This window comes from Sorangium sp. So ce1014, assembly GCF_051521505.1.
In the GTDB taxonomy this organism is placed as follows: domain Bacteria; phylum Myxococcota_A; class Polyangia; order Polyangiales; family Polyangiaceae; genus Sorangium.
This window is the reverse complement of sequence record NZ_CP150356.1, coordinates 3,887,628-3,907,447: the sequence shown is the minus strand read 5'-3', so window position 1 is coordinate 3,907,447 and position 19,820 is coordinate 3,887,628. Positions and strand designations below refer to the sequence as shown.

Here is a 19,820-nt window from a genome sequence, read left to right as displayed (position 1 = left end):
CGAGGACGCTTAAGGGCCGGTCCCTGGCGCGTCAAGGCGGCCGGGCGCCGCTCAGGCGCCGATCATCAGCGCGGCGAAGAGGAGCACCAGATACACCATCGAGGCGAAGAAGACCCGTCGTGCCCAGGGGGCGCCGGTGCCCGGCCGGAGACCGCTAACGCCGAGCCCGAAGAAGGCAGCGCCGAGCAGGACCGCGGCGCCGAGGTAGACCGGGCCCGCCGCGCCGAGCGGGAAGAGGAGCACCGAGGCCAGCACGAGCAGCGCGAGATAGCCGACGATGTGGAGCCGCGTTGTGCGATCTCCCTTCTCCAGGGGCAGCACCTTGAGCCCAGCGCGCCGATACTCGTCCTGACGGAAGAGCGCGATCGCGAGGAAATGCGGGATCTGCCAGAGAAACATGACCGCGAAGAGCATGAAGCCGGGCGCATCGATCTGCCCGGTGACGCTCGTCCACCCGAGCAGCGGCGGGATGGCGCCGGGGATCGCCCCGATCGGCAGCGAGAGCGTCGTCCTGCGCTTGAGCGGGGTGTAGACGAGCACGTAGCTGAGCAGCGCCAGCGCGGCGAGCGCGCCCGTGACGGCGTTCACCCCGACGAACAGCAGCAGAAGCGACGTGACCGAGAGCGCGATCCCGAACCAGAGCGCCACCTCCGGCGCGAGCCGCCGCGCCGGCAAGGGGCGGCTCCGCGTCCGCTCCATCAGCCGATCTGTGTCGCGCTCGATGTACATGTTGAGCACATTGGCGCCCGACACGACGAGGACCGTCCCGAGCAGCGCCAGCGCGAGCTGGGTCGCAGGCACGGCCGCGCGGTCGACCGCCTGTCCGCCCAGCCCGACGCCGAGGTAGCGGCTCGCCACCCACATGCCGCCGAGCATCGTGGCGGCCACCATCCTCGTGATGCGCGGCTTGGTGAGGCTCACGAGATCGGCCGCTACCTTGAGCAGCGGGCGCGCGCCCGTGGGAAGCGCGCAGTCGTCGCCTTCAGAAGGCTCGGCCTGGCGGATGTAAGGGACCGGGGCCCGCTCCGCGGCCGGCTCGACGCTCATGGTCACGCGCGCACCTCGCCGCCGTGACCGGCGCTCGCGCCGCGTGCCCGCGCGACATCTCCTGAGACCCCTGTAGGCGGGATAGCCAGGCCGGAAAACGACGTCATCGCCTGAGCGCGGGTGGCGGGGGAGAACAGCATCTGGGCCGGGACACTAGCGCGCGCAACGCGGCTCGGGGAGTCGAGTTCGTCCGTTGTCGCCGCTTCCCTTTAGGGCACGAGTCGCCGTGCGGCAACCGTCGCGGCGCGCCCGTCCGCCTACTTCTTCGCGTCGAGCGAGCTTCTTCGCGTCGAGCGCGGCAGGGAGGGTCGTTTCTCGCGCGGATCGCCGCCGGCCGGGCGACCCCGGGCGCGCCGCCGCCTGCGGCAGGCGCCGCCGGGGACCTCACCAGAGGCCCTTGAGCTCGTCCTTGTTTTCCGCCGGCTCAGGCTCGGTGCCGGCGTACGTGAACGTGACCTGGGCGGGCTTGTCGTCCGCGACCGTGACGTCGGCCGTCTTCAGCCCATAGCGGGAGTGCCACGCCTCGAGCTTGTACTTGCCGGCCGGGACCTTCTCGATCGTGAAGGAGCCGTCATCACCGCTCACGGCAAAGAACGGGTGATCCGTCACCACGACAAAGCCGCGCATCCACGGGTGAATGTCGCAGGTGAGCTTGATGATGCCGTCGTTCCACGTCTTCGTGAGCGGATCGGCGCCCCTCGGCTGCGCCTGGTTGAACAGCGTCTCAGCGCCCTTGTAGGAGTGCACGTTGTGCAGCGTCCGGTCGCTGTTCTTGATGTCGACCTGCTGCCCGGAGACCACGCCCAGGATGCGCGGCTCATACATGCAGTCCTTCTGGTCGACCACGGCGTGGGTGTCGGGCGCCTTCCAGCCGCCCTGCACGCCCCCGACCGCGATGCGGACGAAGGTGTCCTTGAGCTTGCCGTCGTTGACGACGACGGCGTTGAACACGACGTCCTTGTCCTGGCAGATCGGGGCGTCCTTGCGCGCGGCCGGGACCTTCATCTCGACCGGCTTGCCGGTGAGCTTGACGACCCCCTGGATCGTCCCCTTGCCCTCGGGCGCGGCCGGCGCGGCCGCCTGTCCCGTCGCCTTCGGCGCTTCAACCGCCTGCGGCGCCGCGCTGGGCGCCTCGGCCGAGGCCGCCGGCGCGACGGCCGTGGACGTCGCCGCCGTGCCGCCGGCGGGCCTCGCGGGCTCCTCGGGGCACCCGGCGCCGAGCGTCAGCGCGACGAGCGCGAGAGCGGACAGCGAGACGAGATCGCGACGATGCATGAGGACTCTCCCGTGCGTGCCCCACGGCGCGCCTCGCGAGCCTGGGTCGCGCCCCGCGGGGCCCGGTGAAGGAGAGACCGGCGGGACCGGATGGCTCCCGCGCCGTCCCGGCGGCGAGCAGCAGGTGGAACGCTGCGCGCGGATCGCCCGCGCGGCGAGGGCGTGCTTAACGAGTGTCGTCGCTCGCGTCAACCTGACGCGCCCCGGGGGATGTCCGGCTCTCCGGCGCCCGGGAGGCGCTCGAGGTGCCCTCGCGCTCGGTCGCGAGCACGGCCGCCCAGAAGCCGCGCTCGTCGCGCGCGGCGAGCGCGACGCAGAGGGCGGCGATCAGCAGCGACAGCGCGTTGAGCGGCACCTCCGGGGCGCTGCGCGCGACGAGCAGCAGCGCGAGCGCGCCGCCCAGGACCGGCAGCCGCGGCGGCGCGATGAGCGCGAGCGCGACGACCACCACCGAGAGCGCGCCGACGAACAGCTGCATCGAGAGCGGCACGACCGGAGCGGGGCGCGTGAGCAGCCGGTCGAGCGCGCGGCGGAAGAGCGCCTCGATCATCGACGCGTCGTCGGCGGCGCCCGCGAGCGCCGCGCGGGTGACGAGCAGCGACAAGGCGAGCGCCGCGAGCGAGAGCGGGCTGACGAGGCGCGGCCGCGGCGGCTCGGCGTCGCGCGGCCGCGGCGGCTCGGCGTCGCGCGGCCGCGCCTCGCGGCGCGCGCCGAGCGCGACCGTCGCCACGAGGACGGCCAGCGCGTCGAGCGCGAACGCGGCCGTCGCCACGGAGCTCGTCGCGCCGGCGAGCGCCTTCGAGCCGCGGTCGTTCGCCCAGACGGCGAGGAAGACGCCGGTGAGCCGCACGAGCGCGGAGGCGCCGACGAGCCCGAGCGCGGCCGCGACCGGCCGCATGAACGGGATGCGGAGCGCGTCCCAGGCGCTGCCGAGCGCGAGGATCGCCGCGCTCACGCCAATCAGCGCGGCGGAGAGATCGGGCACGCGCTGCGCGGTCGCGTGCAGGACGACGAGGATGACGAAGCTGCCCGCGACGATCGCGGCGATCCGCAGCGCGTACGGCGCGCGGCTCCGCACGACCGCGCCGATCAGCGCCATCGCGATCACGATCGCGCCGATCGCGAAGAGCTGCGATGCGCCGGCGCCGGCGAGCTCGATCGCGTGCGCGGCGCGCTCGATGCCCACGGCCAGGCCGACCATCGCGGGCGCGAGCATGCGGCCGAGGATCATCGCGAGCAGGGCGAGCACGGCGAGCGGCCGGATCAGCCGGAGCACGGGCAGGCCGGCGAGCGGCGGGCGCTCGGCGGCGGACGACCGGCGCTCGGCGGGCGGCGCGTCGCCGCCGTCCTCGCGACGGGGCGAGGCGGCGGCGTCCGGTGCGACGGAGGGAGGAGGGGCTTCGGGGGGAAGATCGATGTTGAGGAGCATGAAGAAGAGCGCCCGTCGCTCAGCCCTTGTCCCAGGGGCGGGGGGCGTCGAGATCGGTGAAGACCGCGGCGGTCGCCGAGGCGTCGATCAGGTCCTGCATCCGCTGACCGCCGGCCTCCTCGACGATGCGGTCGTCGTACTCATCGGCGAGCACCGACAGATCCCGGAGGGCGACAAGGATCTCGTCGGCGTCGAGCGTCTCGCCGCCGAGGAGCGTGTGAACGATGACCACACACGAGCCCTGCGCGACGTAGCCGAAGGCGCCGAAGCGGATGCGCGCGTTCAGGCGGAGCAGCTTCATCGCGAGATCCGGCGTCATCTCGACGCCGCGGGCGAGCTGCGCGACGAGGCGCACGAGCGCGCGATCCGGCGCCCAGGGCAGGACATGAAGGTACACGTACGCGGTCCCCTGGCGGACGACGTAGAACAGCGGCTCGATCCGGGTGAACGCCGGGGAATCCGCGAGCGCCGCCTCGATGCGCGCGATGGTGACTTGAACGGCCGCGTCGGAATCCTTCGACATGCCGCCGAGAATACATCGCCGCGGTCCCTGTGCAGAGACGGGACCTAACGCCGGAGCGGGAGCAGCGGTCCAGGCGGCGCCCGCATCTTCTCGTCGCCCGGGACGGGCCGCGGCGCCCTGCGCACCGGCGCCGGCTCGACCGGGGCGGCATCGGACGGCGCCTTCAGCAGGAAGGGCTGCGCGTTGCGGGTGGAGCACGCGTCGTACGGATCCCGGTGGAACTCCCAGTGCAGGTACACGTTGCCGTCGGGTGAGACGATCGCGTCCGGCGCCTTTCCGAACGGTGACGCGCGGTGCACCGAGTTGAGCGCGACCATGTCGAACGCCGTCATCCCGCTCGGCCTCGTGACCCCGAGGCGCACGATGCTGCCGCTGTCCTTGTTCAGCACGATCTCCAGGTGCGTCACCCGGTTCTGGTTGAACGCGTGCCCCGAGGGCAAGCTCTCGAGCGACGCAAGGAACTCCTCCGCGAAGATCGGGTGGAGCCGGTTGTGGATCATGTTGATGTACGTCGCGAACGGCACCCGCGCGGCGTTGAGGGACGTCTGGTTGCCAGGCTTGACCGAGGGGTCGTAGTTCTCGATCGCGGCGCGCCACTTCTTCCACTTGTCCGTCGTCTCCCACGAGCCCCGGTGCGCGCTCTTGCGGGACGCGCCGTCCGAAGCCCGTTCCGCCCTGAGCTTCTCGTTGCCCACGGCCGCCTGCACACCGGCCATGTTCAGGTTGAGGTTGGGCCCGCCGGGGAGCCCTGGAGCGCCGAGGCCGATCGAGCCGACGCGGACCGGGCTCTGGTAGGGCTGCGGCGTCGCCTTCTTTCCGGCGACGCGGCTCTTGCCGTCGCCGCCCGGGTTGGCCGGGTCGAGGGTGTAGCCTGCGCTCGGGCTGTCGACGACCTCGGGCGACGCCGGCCCGGAGCCGCCCGCGGCGCCCCTCTCCGGCGCCGGCATGCCGGGGGGCGCCTGGGCCACGCGGCCGCCGCCGCTCGCGCCCGGAACGCTCGCGGGCGGCGCCGCCCGAGCGGCCTGCGCTGCCTGCGCCGGGGACGCCGGGCTGTGATGCTCCGCGCTCTCGCTGTCGGGGTTCCTCTCGCCGGGCGCGTTCTTCTCGCTGCCGGCGCGCTCCTCGCTGTGGCCGCTGTGATCGTGGTCGCTGTCGCCGACCCTGTCCTTCGGCCCCCTCGGGCCGGTCGCGCTCCCGGGCGTCGGCGTGGGATCGTCCTGATCCTTCGAGCGGATCTGCGCCATGGTCTCCTCGGCGACCTTGTTGGCGTCGTCCGCGATCCGGTCCGCCTCGGGGTTGTCCTGCTGGTCCTTCTCGACGTGCTGGCGGACGGCGATCCGCCGATCCGCCGGCGGCAGCGGCGGCGGCGGCACCGGCTGGACCGGCACGACCTTGGCCACCTCTTCCTTGGGCGGCTCCGGCTTCGGCGGCGCGGGCGGAGGCGCCTTCGCCTGGCGCGGCGGCTCCGGCTTCGGCGGCTTCTTCTTCTCCGCCTTGGCCGGCTCGGGCTCCTGCTGCGGATCGGTCGGCGCGTCCTTGTCCGGGTCGCCGTCCGGCGAACTTTCCGGCGGCGCGAGCGGGGCGGGAGGCGGCGTCGTCGCCATGCCGTCGGTCAGCACCTCGAACGTCGTATCGCCCGGACGGAGGCCCTCCCGCACCGCGTCGACCATCCGGCGGAGCTGCGCCCGATCCTCGATGCCCTGCGCCACCTCGACCGCGCCCCCGCCGCCCGCCATGTGCGCCACGATCGCCGCGCAGATCCACAGGGCGAGCGGGATATGGGCGTCGCGCGACATGGTGCTCAGCGCCTCCGCGCTGCAGAGGCCGCACCGCGCGATGAGGCGCAGCCGGAACAGCAGCGAACGACGGTCACCGGTGGCACCTCCAGACTCCGCGAGAACGACCTGCTCGAACAGTACGTCGATGCGCCAATCGCACCCCGGAAGCGCCTCGAACCTAGCATCCGGGGATCAGCACAGCAACGGTCGGCGCGCGCCGAGGCCTCGCTTCTGCCGCGTCCGCCGCGACCGCCGCGCGCCACGTGAAGCGCGCGGCCCGCTGGGAGCAGCCCTGGGCGGCGCGCTCGATGCGGCGCGCTCGAGCCGCCGCCGGCCGTCGGCGCGGCGCCCTCACCGGCGCTGCGATCAGAGCTTGTTGATCGCGTCCCAGTGATCGGCGATCTCCTGCGCCGTCCAGACAGCGCCCTCGTCCTTGAACTTTCCGGGGCTCTGAACGACCTTGTAAATGTACATCTGCGCACCGGCGACGGCGAGGACGTTGCCCGTCCGGTCGGCGCACAGGTTGGACGCGAGGAACAGCGCCGCGGGCGCGACGTGCGCCGGCGTGAGGGTGTCGCCGGCCGACTGGAACATGGGCAGATCCTCGGTCATGCGGGTCTTGGCGATGGGCGCGACCGCATTGACGGTGATCCGCTGCTTCTGCAGCTCGATCGCGGCGGTGCGGGTGAGCCCGTAGATGCCGGCCTTGGCGGCCGCGTAGTTGGCCTGTCCGAAGTTGCCGAGCATCCCCGAGACGCTCGTGGTGTTGACGATCCGCCCTCCCTCGCCCTGCGCGACCATCTGCTTCGCGGCGGCCTGCGTGCACAGGAACGTCCCCTTCAGGTGAACGGTGATGACGGCGTCCCACATCCCCTCATCCATCTTGAGGAGCGTCTTGTCGCGGAGGATTCCCGCGTTGTTCACGAGGATGTCGACCCTGCCGAACGCGTCGACGGCGGTCTTCACGATCCTCGCCGCGCCCTCGGGGGTCGCCACGTTGTCGAAGCTCGGCGCGGCCTGCCCGCCCGCGGCCCGGATCTCCTCGGTGACCTGCGCCGCCAGTGCGTCGCTCGAGCCCGATCCGTCGCGCGCGCCGCCGAGGTCGTTGACGACGACCTTCGCGCCCTCCCGGGCGAAGAGCAGCGCTTCCTCGCGGCCGATCCCGCCGCCGGCTCCCGTGATGATCGCGACCTTTCCGTCGAGCAAGCCCATCGCAGATTCCTCCTGATCCGCGCGCCGGCGCGCCGCGCCGGGCCGTTTTCGGGCGGAGCTTCGCACAGCGGGCCGCCATCCGGGCGCAGATTCGTGCGTGCCAGCGGGCGCGCGGGCGGCGAGCGCGCGGACGCGCGGACGGCGAGCGCGCGGACGCGGCTTCTTTGCCCGATCGCGCGCGGCGATGATAACGCCGCATTCGATGCAACTGCCCAGCCGCCTTTCCACGTCGACCCTGGGAGACCTGCTCGGCGCGCTGCACCGCGAGAGGACCACCGGGCTCCTGGAGCTCTGCGAGCTCAGGACGCCGAGCGGCTCCACGGTGCCCGGTCGCCAGCACCGGATCCAGCTCTTCTCCGGCCTGGTGACGGCCGTCGAGACGCCGCTCCGGGTGCCCCGCCTCGGCGAGATCCTCGCGCGGGAGGGCTCGGCGCCCGAGCCGTCGATCCAGCGGCTCGCCGCGCTCGTCGCCGCGCATCGGGGGCGCCGGACCGGCGAGGTGCTCGTGGCCGCGGGGCTCATCCCGGAGAGCGCGGTCGCGCGCGCGCTCCAGATCCAGCTCCGCGCCCGCCTCGAGGCGCTCTTCGCCATCGAGGAGGCGACCATCTGCTTCCACACGGCGAGGCCGCTCGCCGGGTCGCTCCGGCAGACCGGCCCGCTCGCGCCGAGCGATTTCCTCCACGGCCGCCCGCGCGCGCGGGACCGTCACCGGCGCGTCGCGGGCGCCGCGCGCGGCGGGCCGTCGAGCGCGCCCCCGCGCGGCGCACCGTCGAGCGCGCCCCCGCGCGGCGCACCGTCGAGCGCGCCCCCGCGCGCCGTCCGGCTGGACGAGCCGCGCCGCCGGGCGCTCGAGGTGCTCGGCCTGCGCGAGGGCGCGACCGAGGCCGAGATCCGCCGCACCTTCCGCCGCATGGCCGCGGTGCTGCACCCCGACCGCGGCGCCGCGCAGCCCGGCGAGCGCGCCCAGCGCACCGCGCAGTTCGCCGAGCTCTCGGCCGCCTACCACCTGCTCGTCGCCTGATCGCTAGACCCTGCCCACCAGGCGCTCGACGAGGAACGACGCCACGGTGATCGGCTTCGTGCCGGGGCCGAAGCCGGCGTCGAAGCCGAGCTCGACGGCGAGGTTGTGGTCGATGCGCGGGCCGCCGAGGAGCAGGATCACCTTGTCCCGGAAGCCCTGGCGCGTCGCCAGCTCGACGAGGGCCGCCGCGTTCTCCTTGTGGCAGTTCCGCTGCGTGATCACCTGCGACACGAGGAGGGCGTCGGCGCCGAGCGCCTTGGCCTTCTCGCAGAGCTCGGCGTTCTCGACCTGCGCGCCGAGGTTGTGGGCGTCGATGCACTTGAAGCTCTCGAGGCCCTTCTCTCCGGCAAAGCCCTTGTAGTTCAGGATCGCGTCGATACCCACGGTGTGCGCGTCGCTGCCTGTGCAGGCGCCCACGACGACGATCTTGCGGCCGAGCTTCTTCGCCTGTTCCTCGATCTGATCGCGCGTGAGCGGCTGGGCGGCGAGCTCCTCCACCTCGATGTCCGAGGTGTCGACCCCGTGCTGGGAGTGGCCGTAAACGACGAAATAGGTGTGCTCCCGGCTGGCCTGCTCCATGGCCGTGACCAGCGGCTCGCGCAGGCCGTGCGCCTCGGCGAAGCGCTTCGCCACCTCGCGCGCGCGGTCGCCCGGCAGGATGCGGAGGGTGAACGACATCTGGACCATCCCGTCGCCCTCGCGATCGCCATACGCACGCAGGATGTTTCGCTGTGTCATGGAGCCCATGGTGTACATCACTCCGCGGCGGTCCGGTACTGCGCCTCGCCGCCGGCAGGCGGGACTCGCGTGTTCGCCCTGGCCACCGCGCGGGATCTCGTCCGCAGGCACAGCGGCCGATATGTCATCGGCGAGCCGAAGAGCCACCGTATTCCAGGGCTCTCCTGACGAAATCGGCGTGTTCGTCGCCTCCGGGATCGGCTCGCAGGGCGGCGCACGGTGCCGAGCGCCCTCGCGCGCCGGCGGGTCACGAAGCTCACCGCCGCGGTCGGGCACATCGCCTGCGGCCCGCTGCAACGGTTGATGCAGGCGTTGCAGCGGGCGACTCGGGGGCCGAGTCGGCTATTTCAAGGCTTGAGACGGCCGACTCGGCGGGCCAGCGGGGCAGATCAAGGCTTGAAAGCGCCGGCTGGGCGACCGAGTTGGCCATTTCAAGGCTTGAAAGCGCCGGCTGGGCGGCCGAGTTGGCCATTCCAAGCCTTGAAGCGGGCGACGGGGCGCCAGAGAGGGCGATTTCAAGGCGAGCGAGGGCTCACCGCCGCGCTGGCGGCCTGCCGCCGCGGCCGCCCGGCTAGAACGCCGAAGAGGTTAAAATTCAGCTAAATTCAACAGATTGTGGCCCCCGTCGGAGCCGCCGAGGAGCACGCTGGAAGGGCACGGCACCCAGTCAGACGAGAGACCGCAAGGGCGCGAGAGGCGCAAGGGAACAGAGATAAATCATATTCTTCTCCCCCCTTGCGCCCCTTGCGCCCCTTGCGGTCCTCTTCCCATGAGTCGATTTTAGCGGATTTTCAATGTAATCGGCGTTCTAGTGGACTACGACGAGGATCGCTCCAGCACCTCGAGGATCGGATTCAGGTAGTCCGGGTGCCGGGCGACGACCCCCGAGTACCCCTTCCCTCCCGTGCGCGTGCGCTTGACGTCGCCGAACGCGCCGCGCCCGATCGCGTCCCAGAGGGTCTCCCGCTCGACCTCGCGCAGGAGCGCGTGCGCCTTGTCGAGGACCTCGCGGGCGCGCGACTCGACGATGCCGCCCGGCTTCCACTGGATCTCGTCGCCGAGGTGCCGCGCCGCCGTGAAGATGTAACGGGCGCTCTTCAGCGAGAGATACCGGTCCATGAGCAGCGGCGTGTGGACGGCCTCGCTGAACATCCCGAGCAGCGCGATCGACTGGCCGGTCGTGATCCCGACCAGGTTGAACATCGCGTCATGGACGTGGCTGTGGAAGATGTCGCCTGTCTTGAACTTCGTGGGCGGCATCCACTTGATCGGGTGCCGATCGAAGATCTGCCGGACGAGCTGCGCCTGGGCGAGCTCGAAGAGGAGGCTGTCCTCGAGCCAGGGGTTGATCTCGAAGGCGTGGCCGAGGCCCATCAGCTCCTCACGGAGGCCCGCGCGCCGGGCGAACGCCTCGTTGATGAACTGCGACGCGAGCACCGTGTGGGCCTTCTCGACGGCGTCGGCGGTCGTGAGGTAGTTGTCCTCTCCCGTGTTGATGACGATGCCGCTCCGCGCGATGATCCTGCGGGAGAAGTACTGATCGATGAACGTCCGCTGCATGTTGATGTCGCGGAACAGGATCCCGTACATCGCGTCGTTGAGCAGCATGTCGAGCCGCTCGACCGCCGCCATCCAGGCGATCTCGCTCATGCACAGGCCGGACGAGTAGTTCGTCTGCGCGAGGTAGGTGCCTGTGTCGCGGGTCGCCTCGTCGGCGGCGCGGCGGATGATCCTGAAGTTCTCCTGGGTCGCGTACGTGCCGCCGTACCCCTCGGTGGTCGGCCCCTCCGGGACGTAGTCGAGGAGCGACTGGGCGGTCGCGCGGATCACGGCGACGATGTCGGCGCCGGCGAAGCCGGCGGCCTTGGCCTGGACGGCGTCGTCGTAGATGTTGCCGGTCGCGACGATGACGTACTTGAGCGGCGCTGTGCCGACCCGGTGCGCCGCCTTGTTGGCCTCGCGCTCGTCGCGGGCGCTGTCGATCCGGGCGATCGCCTCCCGCGTCGCCGCCTCGATCGCGCCGCGCGCCTCGGCCGCGGACGGGCCCGGGCCGAAGTCGGCCGCCTCGCTGAACGCCAGCATCTCGGCGGCCTCCTGCACCGAGGCGGCGCCCTCGCAAAGCGCCCGGCCGAGGTGGTACGCGACCCCGCGGCCGACCTGCCCCGCCTTGTGGATGCGGTCGACGAGCGCGTTGGCGAGCGGCGTCCCCTCCGCGTCGGCGCCGACCACGCCGTAGGCGCGGGCCACGGTGCGCTCGACGCCGACCGTGGTGTGGCGGTCGATGAAGCGCTGCACGTCGTCGGCGATGTCGGCGGCAAACGCGCGGCACGCCTCCACCTTTTCCTGCTCCACGGGGACAGTCGTCATGGATTTCTCCGGGGCAGGCGGTCTTAGCGCACTCTCACCGCGGCCGGTACTCCGGCGCGGGATCCGCAGCGGAGCAGCCGGCCGCGGGCGGCGCGGCGGCGGCGCGCGACCACGGCGCTGACGGCGGCGCACGGCGGCACGCGGCAGCGCGCGGCGCGCGGTCCCGCACGTGCGCGGCGCCACGTGCGCGGCGCGACGGGCGGCGCTAGACGGGGGGTCATGGGCAAGCTCATCCTGCTCTTCACGGCGGTCCCGATCCTGGAGCTCTGGCTGCTCCTGTCGATCGGCGGCGTCATCGGCTTCTGGCCGACGGTGGCGCTCGCGCTCGGAACGGCCCTCCTCGGGGTAGCGCTCGCGAAGCACGAGGGGCTCAAGGTGCTCGCTTCCTGGCGGGGCGCGACGGCCGAGGGCCGCGTCCCGGACGAGGGGCTCACCGGCGGGCTGCTCGTGCTCCTCGGCGCGGCGCTGCTCGTCACGCCGGGGGTGCTGACCGATGTGGCCGGGCTCCTGCTCCTGGTCCCGCCCGTGCGCCGCCGGCTCGCCGCGGCCGTGCGCGAGCGGTTCGAGCGGCGGGTGGCCGCGGCGAGCGCCGCGGCCGCGGCGAGCGCCGCCGGCCTCGGCGGGGACGGCCCGGGCAACGGGGCGTTCTTCACCATGAGGGTCATCGACTTCGGCGGCGGACCGTTCGGCGGGCGCACCGCGCAGCGCCCCGGCGCGTCCCGCGAGCGACCGGCGTGGCCGGCGTCAGGCCCGGTCATCGACGTCGAGGCGGAGGTGACCGAGGACGACGAGCGCGGCGGGCCAGCGCAGCAGCCGCGACGACTGCCCCGCTGACATCCCGGTGACATCTGTGTTTCGGCGAGCCCATGCGCGCTCGCCCGCGCCCCTCCCGGCACCCACGACTCCCGCGCTCGACGCCTGAACACCCGCGTGAGGGGCCGGTGAAACACGCGAGCAACAACGCGAGCAACAACGCAAGATGATGATTCACGCGCGGGCTGCATGAATGAAACGATAAAGAAACACAGGATATTGTAGGCTCCTGAACGTCGTCGGCGCGGTCCGACATCCCAGGAGAGACGAGATGAAGATCTGAACTCGCACAACGTGACGCGACAACGCACAAGCAACCAACGCAGCAACCCCTATGCTAGATCCAACTCGACACGCGATCCCATCGAACGAACCGCGCCGCTCGGAGTGCGGCACGAAGAACGGCGCTGGTACGACGTCCAGCCCTGAACAGCAGCGCCGCGCTCGCCTGGGCGCGCCTCGCGCGGCGATGAGCCAGCGATCGCACGGCGCGCCCTCGCGGAGGGTGCCGCGATGAGGCTCATGCGAACCATGGCCGGCTGGCTGCTCGGGCACATCGATCCAAGGGAGCCGCTCGGCAGCTCGCTCATCAACGCCATCTCCCGGCTCCCCATCCACCTCGCCGCAGACGCCGTGTGCCTCCGAAGGAACGCGGACTCTGGCGCGCTCGAGGTGCTCTTGACCCGGCGAGGAGCGTCGGAGTCGGGCCCAGGACAGTGGTGCTGCCCCGGGAGCGTCCTGTCGCCGGGCGAGCAGCCCGAGCAGGTCCTCCATCGGGTCGGGATGACGATCTCCGATTTCACGTTCGTCGGCGACTACTTCTCGGCCGCCGCGCGCGGCTGGATGCTCTCCCGGGTCCACCAGGCGAAGCTCGCCGAGGTCCCGGCCACCGGCGCCTGGTGGCCCGTCGAGCAGCTGCCGAACAACATGGTGCCCAAGCATCGGGAGCAGGTCATCCCGATGGCGATCAAGGCCTTCCACGCCCAGCACGCGAAGCTCGCGCAGAAGGTCGCCCCCGCACCGCTCACGTGAGCCGCGCGCCGCGGGGCGCTCGCCGGCACCGGCGATGTAGAGCCCGCACACACCGGTGAAGGAACCGTGGGGGGTCCGCGCCGACCGTCCGCTCCGGACGCGCGCAGCCGGCCGCTGGGGTTCGCGCGCCGCCTGGGCTATTCTGCGGGGTACGGCTGCGGATCCCGGCGGCGGCGCTCTCCGCGGGTGATTCCGCAGGAACATGGAATCCATGACGGTCGACAAGACAGCTCTCATCGTGGGAGGAACGGGCCTGGTCGGCGGCCACTGCCTGCGCCTCCTCGTGCAGCAACCCGCGTACGCGCGGGTCGTCGCCCTGCTACGCCGCCCGGCCCCGATCGAGGATCCGCGGCTCTCCCAGCGCATCGTCGACTTCGAGCAGCTGGACGGCGCGGACTTCGCCGGCGTGACCGACGTGTTCTGTGCGCTCGGGACGACGATCGCCAAGGCCGGCTCCGAAGAGGCCTTCCACCAGATCGACTATCGTTACCCGATCACCGTCGCCAGGCTCGCCGAGAAGGCGGGGGTGAAGCAGCTCATCCTTGTCTCCTCGGTGGGCGCCGATCCGCGCTCGACGAGCTTCTACCTGCGCGTGAAGGGCGAGCTCGAGCAGGAGCTCTCGGCCGCGAGCTTCGCGTCGGTCCACGTCCTGCGCCCGAGCCTGCTCCTCGGAGAGCGGGGCGAGGTCAGGAGGGGCGAGGCCATCGGCGTCGCGGCGGCGCAGACGCTCCGGTTCACGATGAAGGGCGGCCTCCGCAGGTACCGCCCGATCGACGCGAGGACCGTCGCCGGCGCGATGGTCGCGGCCGCGCTCCAGGGGAGCCCCGGCCGCCACGTCTATCACTTCGACGACATGGAGACGCTCGCCAAGGGCATCGGCGTCGTCCAGGCCTGATCGGCCGGCCCGCACGGCGCCCCCCGCGCCGCCATGGCGCCGCCACCGCCGGCGCGACGCAAGCGCGCGGAAGTGCTAGGGCTCGCGGCGGGCACGGCGCTCGCTCGACGCTGCCGCCATGGTCTTCGCCGAGCCCCCCTTGCCGACCGTGACCGAGCGCCTCGCCTCCTCCCTGCTGCGCCCCCCGGAAGACCCGCCCCCGTCGATCGACGCCGTGCTCGCGGATCGGTTCGGCATCGCGGCGTTCCGGCCGTGGCAGCGCGAGGCGATCGACGCCCTGCTCGGGGGCGCGGGACGCGTCCTCGTCGTCGCGCCGACCGGCGGCGGCAAGTCGCTCTGCTATCAGCTCCCAGCCGTCGCCCTGCCCGGCACGACGCTCGTCCTGAGCCCGCTCATCTCCCTGATGGAAGATCAGGTGCGCGCGCTCGATGCGCGGGGCATCCCCGCGACGTTCATCGCCTCCAGCCTCTCGCGCGAGGAGAGCGGCCGGCGCCTCGGCGCCCTCCGCCGCGGCGAGTACAAGCTCGTCTACGCCGCGCCCGAGCGCCTCGCCCTCGACAGCTTCCTCGATGCGCTCGCCGCGAGCCGGCTCTCGCTCGTCGCCGTCGACGAGGCGCACTGCATCGTCCAGTGGGGGCACGACTTCCGGCCCGACTACCTGCGCATCGGCGCCGCGATCGCGCGGCTCCGCCCGCCCCGGGTCCTCGCCTGCACCGCGACCGCGACCCCCGACGCGCGCGACGAGATCATCCGGCGGCTCGGCTGGCCGCTGCGCCCGTCCGACGGCGACGACGGCGGCGCCGCGGGCGGGCACGGGCCCGAAGGGCCGCCGCCCACGGTCATCCTGCGCGGCTTCGCCCGGCCCAACCTCCACCTGCAGGTCTCCGCGGTGGACGGCCCGCGCGAGGCCGGTCTCCGCACGGCGCGCGCGCTCCTGGACGCCCTCGGCGACCCCGGGCGGCCCCGCGGCGCGGGCATCGTCTACGCCGCCACCCGCAAGGGGGCGGAGCGCCTCGCCGAGACGCTCCGCGACGCCGGCTGGGACGCCGAGGCCTACCACGCCGGCCTCGCCCCCGAGTCGCGCGCGCGCCTCTCGGCCGGGTTCGCCGATCGCAGCCTCTCCGTTGTCGTGGCCACGAACGCCTTCGGCATGGGCATCGACCGCCCCGACGTGCGCCTCGTCGTGCACGCCCAGCCGCCGTCGTCGATCGAGGCCTATTACCAGGAGGTCGGCCGCGCCGGCCGCGACGGCGACCCGGCCCGCGGCCTGCTCCTGTTCGCGCCCGCGGACATCGCGCTGCGCCGCCGGCTCTGCCAGCTCGGCGACGGCGGCGCCGAGGCGAACGCCGACGACGCCGCGCGCGCGTGGGGGCTCTTCCGCGAGCTGCTCCGCTACGTCGACGCCGCGACGTGCCGGCACGACTTCATCCTCCGCTACTTCGGCGACGAGGCCGAGTCGCTCGGCGGCTGCGGCCACTGCGACGTCTGCCTCGAGGTCGACGCCCTCGAGGCGAGCGACCCGGCGGCGCTCGCCCGCGACAACGACCTCGTCCGCCGCGCGCTCGCCGGCGTCGCGCGGGTGAAGGGCGGCGCCGGGATGCAGGCGATCGCGTCGATGCTCATCGGCGAATCGAACGAGCGCGTCCGCCGCATGGGGCTCGATCGGCTCTCCACCTTCGGCGTCCTCGAGGGGAAGCGACTCGACGAGGCCATGTCGATCCTGCGCGTGCTGCTCGCCAACGCCTGGATCGACCTCACGACCGGCGAGTTCCCCGTCCCCCTGATCACGTCGGCGGGCTGGCGCGTGATGCGCGGGGAGGTGCCCACCCGGGTGCGGCTGCCGCCCCCCGCCGCGCGCCGCAGGCCGCTGCGCCGCGCGGCGCCGGGCCCCTCGCCCGCCGCGCGCCGCGCGACGGCCGCGCTCTCCGCGCCGGCGCGCACGCCGCCGGCCGCGCTCTCCGCGCCGGCGCGCACGCCGCCGGCCGCGCAGGCGTTCCGCTCCGCGGCAGCCCACGGCGATGCGGCGCCCCTCGAGCCGACCGCTCGCGGAGCCTCCCCGCCCGCGCAGGAGGCGCCCGGGGCCGAGCTGGAGGAGCAGGATGTCCCGCTGTTCGAGGCGCTCCGCGCCCACCGGGCCACGCTCGCCAAGGAGAAGTCGCTGCCCGCCTACATCATCGCGCACGACCGGACGCTCCGCGAGATCGCCCGGATCCGGCCCGTGTCGCTCGACGACCTCGCGCTCGCGCGCGGCATGGGGCAGGCGAAGATCACGAGCTACGGCGAGGGCATCCTCCGCGTGGTGCGGGAGTTCTCGGGCCCCTGATCGCCCGAGGCGAGCCCGGGCGCGGCAGGTCGCTGGAGCGGCCGGCAGACGGGCGCCCGGGAGACGTGGAGGCGGGGAGAGCGCTCGAGTCGACTCACCCCGTCTCCACGCCTCCCGGCGCGATCGTGCGCGCTCTTCACGCGTGACCCGCGACGCGGAGCTCCGCGATGAGCTGGCCATCCAGGCTGACGAAGGTCGTGAGCCGGCCCTCGACGTTGATGAACACGTCGAGCATCACACCGGCGCCGAGATCCACGACGTGGAGGTCGTCCTTGAGGACCACCGCCGAGGCCTCGCCTCCCCTCGGCGGGCGCCTGGAATCCCTCGCCATGGCCTTCTTCGAGCTCATACCTCGCCTCCACCCGCCCGCCCGTCCGCGCCGGGCGCCCCCGGAGCCGCCCCGGCGCGCCGCGCGGTCGACCCGGGCGCGACCCGGCGCACGAGACGCCTTGGTTGCCGGCGGACACGACAAGCGCGTTCCATGCCGTGCTCGCACGGCCGAAGTGATCCTTCCCTTCACGCAGCCCCCTTTCTCTCCGCTCCTCGCCGGACCGGCGGTGTCTCCATTTCATCGGATCGGTCGGCGGGAAGGTAAGAAGTTCAGAGGACAATCGGACTTTTCTTCCCGGCTTCCCATCCTCGCGCTCGAACCGGGCAACCACGGTCGGACCGGGCAACCACGGTCGGACCGGGCAACCACGGTCAGGCCGGGCAACCACGGTGGATCAGCTCACGCGCGCCCAGGACGCAAGCGACGCCGCGGCCCCCACGGAGACCCTGCCCGAGGCGAGCACCGGGCCGAGCGCCGGCTGCTCCAGGAGCATCGCCTCGACCCGCAGCAGCGCCGGCAGGTAGACGACCTCCCGCGCCAGGCCGCCCCCCCGGTGGACGCGCGCCGCGATGCGCAGGGCGTCGGCGGTGGAGCACGCGCCGCGCGCCTCGAGTAGCCGCGCCGTCTCGACGAAGCCGGCGCCGCGCTCGACGCTCCGGGCGGCGAGGTGGCGCAGCCCGAGCTCGATCCGGCGGGCGCCGACCAGGTATCCCTCGGCGCGCTCGCGCGCGAGCGCCCAGCCCTCCTGATCGTCGCCGCCGTTCGCCGTCCCGATCGCGAAGATCCCGAGCGGGAGCGCCGCGGCGCGCACGCTGGGCGCCGCGTGCCCCTCGATCTCGTGGAGCACGGTGCGCTCCACGTCGTCGCGCGTGAGCATGCGCCCCCGCGCGATCTGGATCACCCCGTCGCCCGTCGCGGCGAGCGGCGCGATGTCAACGATCACGACCCGGAGAGGCAGGCGCCGCTCCCCGATCTCGCGCCGCATCCGCGACACGAGCGACCGGGGCGAGCGCGCATCGTCGCTCCGCACCCGATCCTTGTCGCCCGCCGCCGCGCCCGCCTCCTGCTCGACCCAGGTCGCGGCGAGCGCGTCCGCCTGCTCGTCGAACGCGTCGCGCGCCACGTAACGGCGGCGCGCGGCGGCCCAGCACCCCGCCCCGCCCGCGGCCTCGCAGATCGCGGCCTCGGCGGCGAGCTCGACGGCGCGGCCAGCGTAGACCACGCCGAGCTCCCCCTGCCCAGCGAGCCGCTCGGCCGCCGTGTCCATCGCCTTCCGCAGATCGCTGTGGTCCTGCGCGGGCGCGTAGGTGAACCGCGGGAGCTCCCCGCCGCCCCTCCCCCACACGGCGGCGAGCCGCGCGAGCTCCTCGACGAGGTTCACCGGCGTGCTCGATCCGACCACGCGGATCCGCCGCGCGGCGGCGCCGAGGAGCCGATCCGCGTCCGGAACCCAGGCCGGCGGCCCCGCCGAGCTAGCCCGAGGACGCCGCGCCACGACCCTCCGCTCCTCTCGCGCTCACCCCCACCCGGCTCACCCCCGCCCCGCTCGCCCTCGTCCCGCTCGCCTCGCGAACGCGCCGCGCGCCCCGTGCCGCGCGCCTCAGAGCAGGTTCGCCGCGAGCTCCGCGAGCTCGCTGCGCTCGCCCTTGGCGAGCACCACGTGCCCCGCGATGCGCTCGCGCCGGAACCGCTCCGCCACAACGAGGAGGCCGTTCGACGCATGATCCACGTAGGGGTTGTCGATCTGCTGGGGATCGCCCGTCAGCACGATCTTTGTCCCCTCGCCGCACCGCGTGATGATCGTCTTCACCTCGTGCGGGGTGAGGTTCTGGGCCTCGTCCACGATGAGGTACTGGTGCGGCAGGCTGCGCCCGCGGATGTAGGTCAGCGGCTCGACCTGGATCCGCCCGCTCTCCAGGAGCTCCACGAAGCCGCGCGCGTCGCGCCCAGGCTTCGCGCCGCCGTTCGAGAACAGGAACTCGAGGTTGTCGAAGATCGGCTGCATCCACGGGTTCAGCTTCTCGTCCACGTCGCCCGGAAGGAAGCCCAGATCGCGCCCGAGCGGCATGATCGGCCGGCTCACCAGCAGCCGGGTGTAGGCGTTGTCCTCCGTCGTCCGCTTGAGCGCCGCCGCGAGCGCCAGGAGCGTCTTGCCCGTCCCCGCCTTGCCGATGAGCGTGATCAGCCGCACCGAATCGTCGAGCAGGAGGTCGAGCGCGAAGGCCTGCTCCTTGTTGCGCGGCCGGACCCCCATCACCCCCTCCCGCCCGACGCGGAGCGCGACGATCTGCCCGCGCGCCGCGTCGAAGCGGCCGAGCGCCGTGTGGCTCGGCGCGCCGGCGTCGCGGAGGAGCACCGCTGAATTCGGCAACAGATCCGCCAGGTTGGCGCCGGTGAGGACGCCGCTCTGGAAGAAGGCGTCGACCTCGGCGCCGGGCACCTCGAGCTCGACGACCGCCTGCCCGACGGCCGGGTCGTGCACCCGCTCGTTCTCGTACGTCTCCGCCGGGATCCCGAGCGCGTCGGCGCGGATCCGGAGGTTCGTGTCCATGGTCACGAAGATGGTCGGCCGATCCTTGTGCCGGTCGCGGATGTCGATCGCCGTCTGCAGGATGGCGCTGTCCTGCGAGCCCGACTCCAGCCCCACGAGCAGCTCAGGCCGCCGCTCCGGGATCGCGATGCGCAGCGTGCCGCCGTTCTCCAGGAGCACGCCGGTCGCGAGCGTGCCGGCGCCGCGGACCTCGTCGAGCAGCCGGGCGATGGTCCTCGCGTTGCGCCCGCGCTCCGAGCCCTCCCGCTTGAACTGGTCGATCTCCTCGATCGCGTAGATCGGGATGATGACGTCGTTGTCTTCGAACTTGAAGATCGCGTGGGGATCGTGGAGCACGATGTTCGCGTCGAGAACGTAGTTCTTCTTCATGGGGGGAGCGCGACGGCGTAGCCGCCTGCGGCGACGGGCGCAAGGGAGTGTTGAGTCGCCCGCCCGAGGATGCCGTCACCCGCTGATCGGCAGCAGCCCGGACATCGGGAGAGATA

General features: G+C 72.9%; 16 protein-coding genes. 5 read left to right on the top strand and 11 right to left on the bottom strand.

From position 1 onward, the window contains the following. Nucleotides 1-51 precede the first annotated feature (51 nt). The 6 genes from cyoE to WME75_RS14905 form a co-directional block, all read right to left on the bottom strand. Nucleotides 52-1,047 carry a heme o synthase gene (gene cyoE, locus WME75_RS14930; RefSeq protein ID WP_437494821.1) on the bottom strand — a complete coding sequence of 332 codons (996 nt, stop codon included), beginning with the start codon at nucleotides 1,045-1,047 and terminating at the stop codon, nucleotides 52-54. A gap of 384 nt (nucleotides 1,048-1,431) precedes the next feature. Continuing rightward, nucleotides 1,432-2,322, bottom strand: coding sequence for a carboxypeptidase regulatory-like domain-containing protein (locus WME75_RS14925; protein WP_437491052.1), 891 nt, complete (start codon nucleotides 2,320-2,322; stop codon nucleotides 1,432-1,434). A 166-nt stretch (nucleotides 2,323-2,488) separates the two neighbouring features. Further along, a complete protein-coding gene (locus tag WME75_RS14920) occupies nucleotides 2,489-3,751 on the bottom strand; it encodes a hypothetical protein (RefSeq protein ID WP_437491049.1) in 1,263 nt (420 codons plus the stop codon). Between the two features lie 19 nt (nucleotides 3,752-3,770). Next, nucleotides 3,771-4,274, bottom strand: a complete 504-nt coding sequence (locus WME75_RS14915; protein ID WP_437491047.1) for a T3SS (YopN, CesT) and YbjN peptide-binding chaperone 1 — start codon at nucleotides 4,272-4,274, stop codon at nucleotides 3,771-3,773. Between the two features lie 44 nt (nucleotides 4,275-4,318). Further along, nucleotides 4,319-6,070 carry a hypothetical protein gene (locus tag WME75_RS14910; RefSeq protein WP_437491044.1) on the bottom strand — a complete coding sequence of 584 codons (1,752 nt, stop codon included), beginning with the start codon at nucleotides 6,068-6,070 and terminating at the stop codon, nucleotides 4,319-4,321. A 348-nt stretch (nucleotides 6,071-6,418) separates the two neighbouring features. Further along, nucleotides 6,419-7,264 carry an SDR family NAD(P)-dependent oxidoreductase gene (locus tag WME75_RS14905; RefSeq protein ID WP_437491041.1) on the bottom strand — a complete coding sequence of 282 codons (846 nt, stop codon included), beginning with the start codon at nucleotides 7,262-7,264 and terminating at the stop codon, nucleotides 6,419-6,421. Between the two features lie 202 nt (nucleotides 7,265-7,466). Between WME75_RS14905 and WME75_RS14900 the strand changes: the two genes are divergently transcribed. Then, a complete protein-coding gene (locus tag WME75_RS14900; protein WP_437491038.1) occupies nucleotides 7,467-8,285 on the top strand; it encodes a J domain-containing protein in 819 nt (272 codons plus the stop codon). 3 nt (nucleotides 8,286-8,288) lie between these two features. On the opposite strand, the gene WME75_RS14895 is transcribed toward WME75_RS14900, so the two are convergent. Both WME75_RS14895 and WME75_RS14890 read right to left on the bottom strand, forming a co-directional pair. After that, nucleotides 8,289-9,023: an OAM dimerization domain-containing protein gene (locus WME75_RS14895; RefSeq protein ID WP_437491035.1), complete on the bottom strand. Its 735-nt coding sequence runs from the start codon at nucleotides 9,021-9,023 to the stop codon at nucleotides 8,289-8,291. A gap of 816 nt (nucleotides 9,024-9,839) precedes the next feature. Next, nucleotides 9,840-11,390, bottom strand: a complete 1,551-nt coding sequence (locus tag WME75_RS14890; protein WP_437491032.1) for a lysine 5,6-aminomutase subunit alpha — start codon at nucleotides 11,388-11,390, stop codon at nucleotides 9,840-9,842. A 219-nt stretch (nucleotides 11,391-11,609) separates the two neighbouring features. Here WME75_RS14890 and WME75_RS14885 point away from each other — a divergent pair, with 219 nt between their 5' ends. The 4 genes from WME75_RS14885 (at nucleotide 11,610) to WME75_RS14870 (ending at nucleotide 16,453) form a co-directional block, all read left to right on the top strand. After that, complete coding sequence (locus WME75_RS14885; RefSeq protein ID WP_437491030.1) at nucleotides 11,610-12,224, top strand: FxsA family protein; 615 nt, start codon at nucleotides 11,610-11,612, stop codon at nucleotides 12,222-12,224. Between the two features lie 492 nt (nucleotides 12,225-12,716). Next, nucleotides 12,717-13,235 carry an NUDIX hydrolase gene (locus tag WME75_RS14880; protein WP_437491027.1) on the top strand — a complete coding sequence of 173 codons (519 nt, stop codon included), beginning with the start codon at nucleotides 12,717-12,719 and terminating at the stop codon, nucleotides 13,233-13,235. A gap of 202 nt (nucleotides 13,236-13,437) precedes the next feature. After that, on the top strand, nucleotides 13,438-14,130 hold the full coding sequence (locus tag WME75_RS14875) for an oxidoreductase (RefSeq protein WP_437491024.1): 693 nt from the start codon (nucleotides 13,438-13,440) through the stop codon (nucleotides 14,128-14,130). A gap of 118 nt (nucleotides 14,131-14,248) precedes the next feature. Beyond that, nucleotides 14,249-16,453: a DEAD/DEAH box helicase gene (locus tag WME75_RS14870; protein WP_437491021.1), complete on the top strand. Its 2,205-nt coding sequence runs from the start codon at nucleotides 14,249-14,251 to the stop codon at nucleotides 16,451-16,453. A 136-nt stretch (nucleotides 16,454-16,589) separates the two neighbouring features. Here WME75_RS14870 and WME75_RS14865 read toward each other — a convergent pair whose 3' ends face one another. The 3 genes from WME75_RS14865 to WME75_RS14855 all read right to left on the bottom strand — a co-directional run bounded on the left by WME75_RS14865 (nucleotide 16,590) and on the right by WME75_RS14855 (nucleotide 19,704). Next, nucleotides 16,590-16,802: a hypothetical protein gene (locus tag WME75_RS14865; RefSeq protein WP_437491018.1), complete on the bottom strand. Its 213-nt coding sequence runs from the start codon at nucleotides 16,800-16,802 to the stop codon at nucleotides 16,590-16,592. A gap of 376 nt (nucleotides 16,803-17,178) precedes the next feature. Continuing rightward, entirely contained in the window at nucleotides 17,179-18,279 is a 1,101-nt protein-coding gene (locus WME75_RS14860) for a tyrosine/phenylalanine carboxypeptidase domain-containing protein (protein ID WP_437491015.1), read from the bottom strand. 105 nt (nucleotides 18,280-18,384) lie between these two features. Then, nucleotides 18,385-19,704, bottom strand: coding sequence for a PhoH family protein (locus WME75_RS14855; protein WP_437491012.1), 1,320 nt, complete (start codon nucleotides 19,702-19,704; stop codon nucleotides 18,385-18,387). Nucleotides 19,705-19,820 lie beyond the last annotated feature (116 nt).

Bases quoted from the DNA above. Each gene is read 5' to 3' on its own strand.
- WME75_RS14880 (WP_437491027.1), top strand. From the start codon at position 12,717: ATGAGGCTCATGCGAACCATGGCCGGCTGGCTGCTCGGGCACATCGAT.
- WME75_RS14925 (WP_437491052.1), bottom strand. From the start codon at position 2,322: ATGCATCGTCGCGATCTCGTCTCGCTGTCCGCTCTCGCGCTCGTCGCG.
- WME75_RS14890 (WP_437491032.1), bottom strand. From the start codon at position 11,390: ATGACGACTGTCCCCGTGGAGCAGGAAAAGGTGGAGGCGTGCCGCGCG.
- WME75_RS14885 (WP_437491030.1), top strand. From the start codon at position 11,610: ATGGGCAAGCTCATCCTGCTCTTCACGGCGGTCCCGATCCTGGAGCTC.
- WME75_RS14910 (WP_437491044.1), bottom strand. From the start codon at position 6,070: ATGTCGCGCGACGCCCATATCCCGCTCGCCCTGTGGATCTGCGCGGCG.
- WME75_RS14855 (WP_437491012.1), bottom strand. From the start codon at position 19,704: ATGAAGAAGAACTACGTTCTCGACGCGAACATCGTGCTCCACGATCCC.
- WME75_RS14875 (WP_437491024.1), top strand. From the start codon at position 13,438: ATGGAATCCATGACGGTCGACAAGACAGCTCTCATCGTGGGAGGAACG.
- WME75_RS14895 (WP_437491035.1), bottom strand. From the start codon at position 9,023: ATGACACAGCGAAACATCCTGCGTGCGTATGGCGATCGCGAGGGCGAC.
- cyoE (WP_437494821.1), bottom strand. From the start codon at position 1,047: ATGAGCGTCGAGCCGGCCGCGGAGCGGGCCCCGGTCCCTTACATCCGC.
- WME75_RS14915 (WP_437491047.1), bottom strand. From the start codon at position 4,274: ATGTCGAAGGATTCCGACGCGGCCGTTCAAGTCACCATCGCGCGCATC.
- WME75_RS14865 (WP_437491018.1), bottom strand. From the start codon at position 16,802: ATGAGCTCGAAGAAGGCCATGGCGAGGGATTCCAGGCGCCCGCCGAGG.
- WME75_RS14900 (WP_437491038.1), top strand. From the start codon at position 7,467: ATGCAACTGCCCAGCCGCCTTTCCACGTCGACCCTGGGAGACCTGCTC.
- WME75_RS14920 (WP_437491049.1), bottom strand. From the start codon at position 3,751: ATGCTCCTCAACATCGATCTTCCCCCCGAAGCCCCTCCTCCCTCCGTC.
- WME75_RS14870 (WP_437491021.1), top strand. From the start codon at position 14,249: ATGGTCTTCGCCGAGCCCCCCTTGCCGACCGTGACCGAGCGCCTCGCC.
- WME75_RS14905 (WP_437491041.1), bottom strand. From the start codon at position 7,264: ATGGGCTTGCTCGACGGAAAGGTCGCGATCATCACGGGAGCCGGCGGC.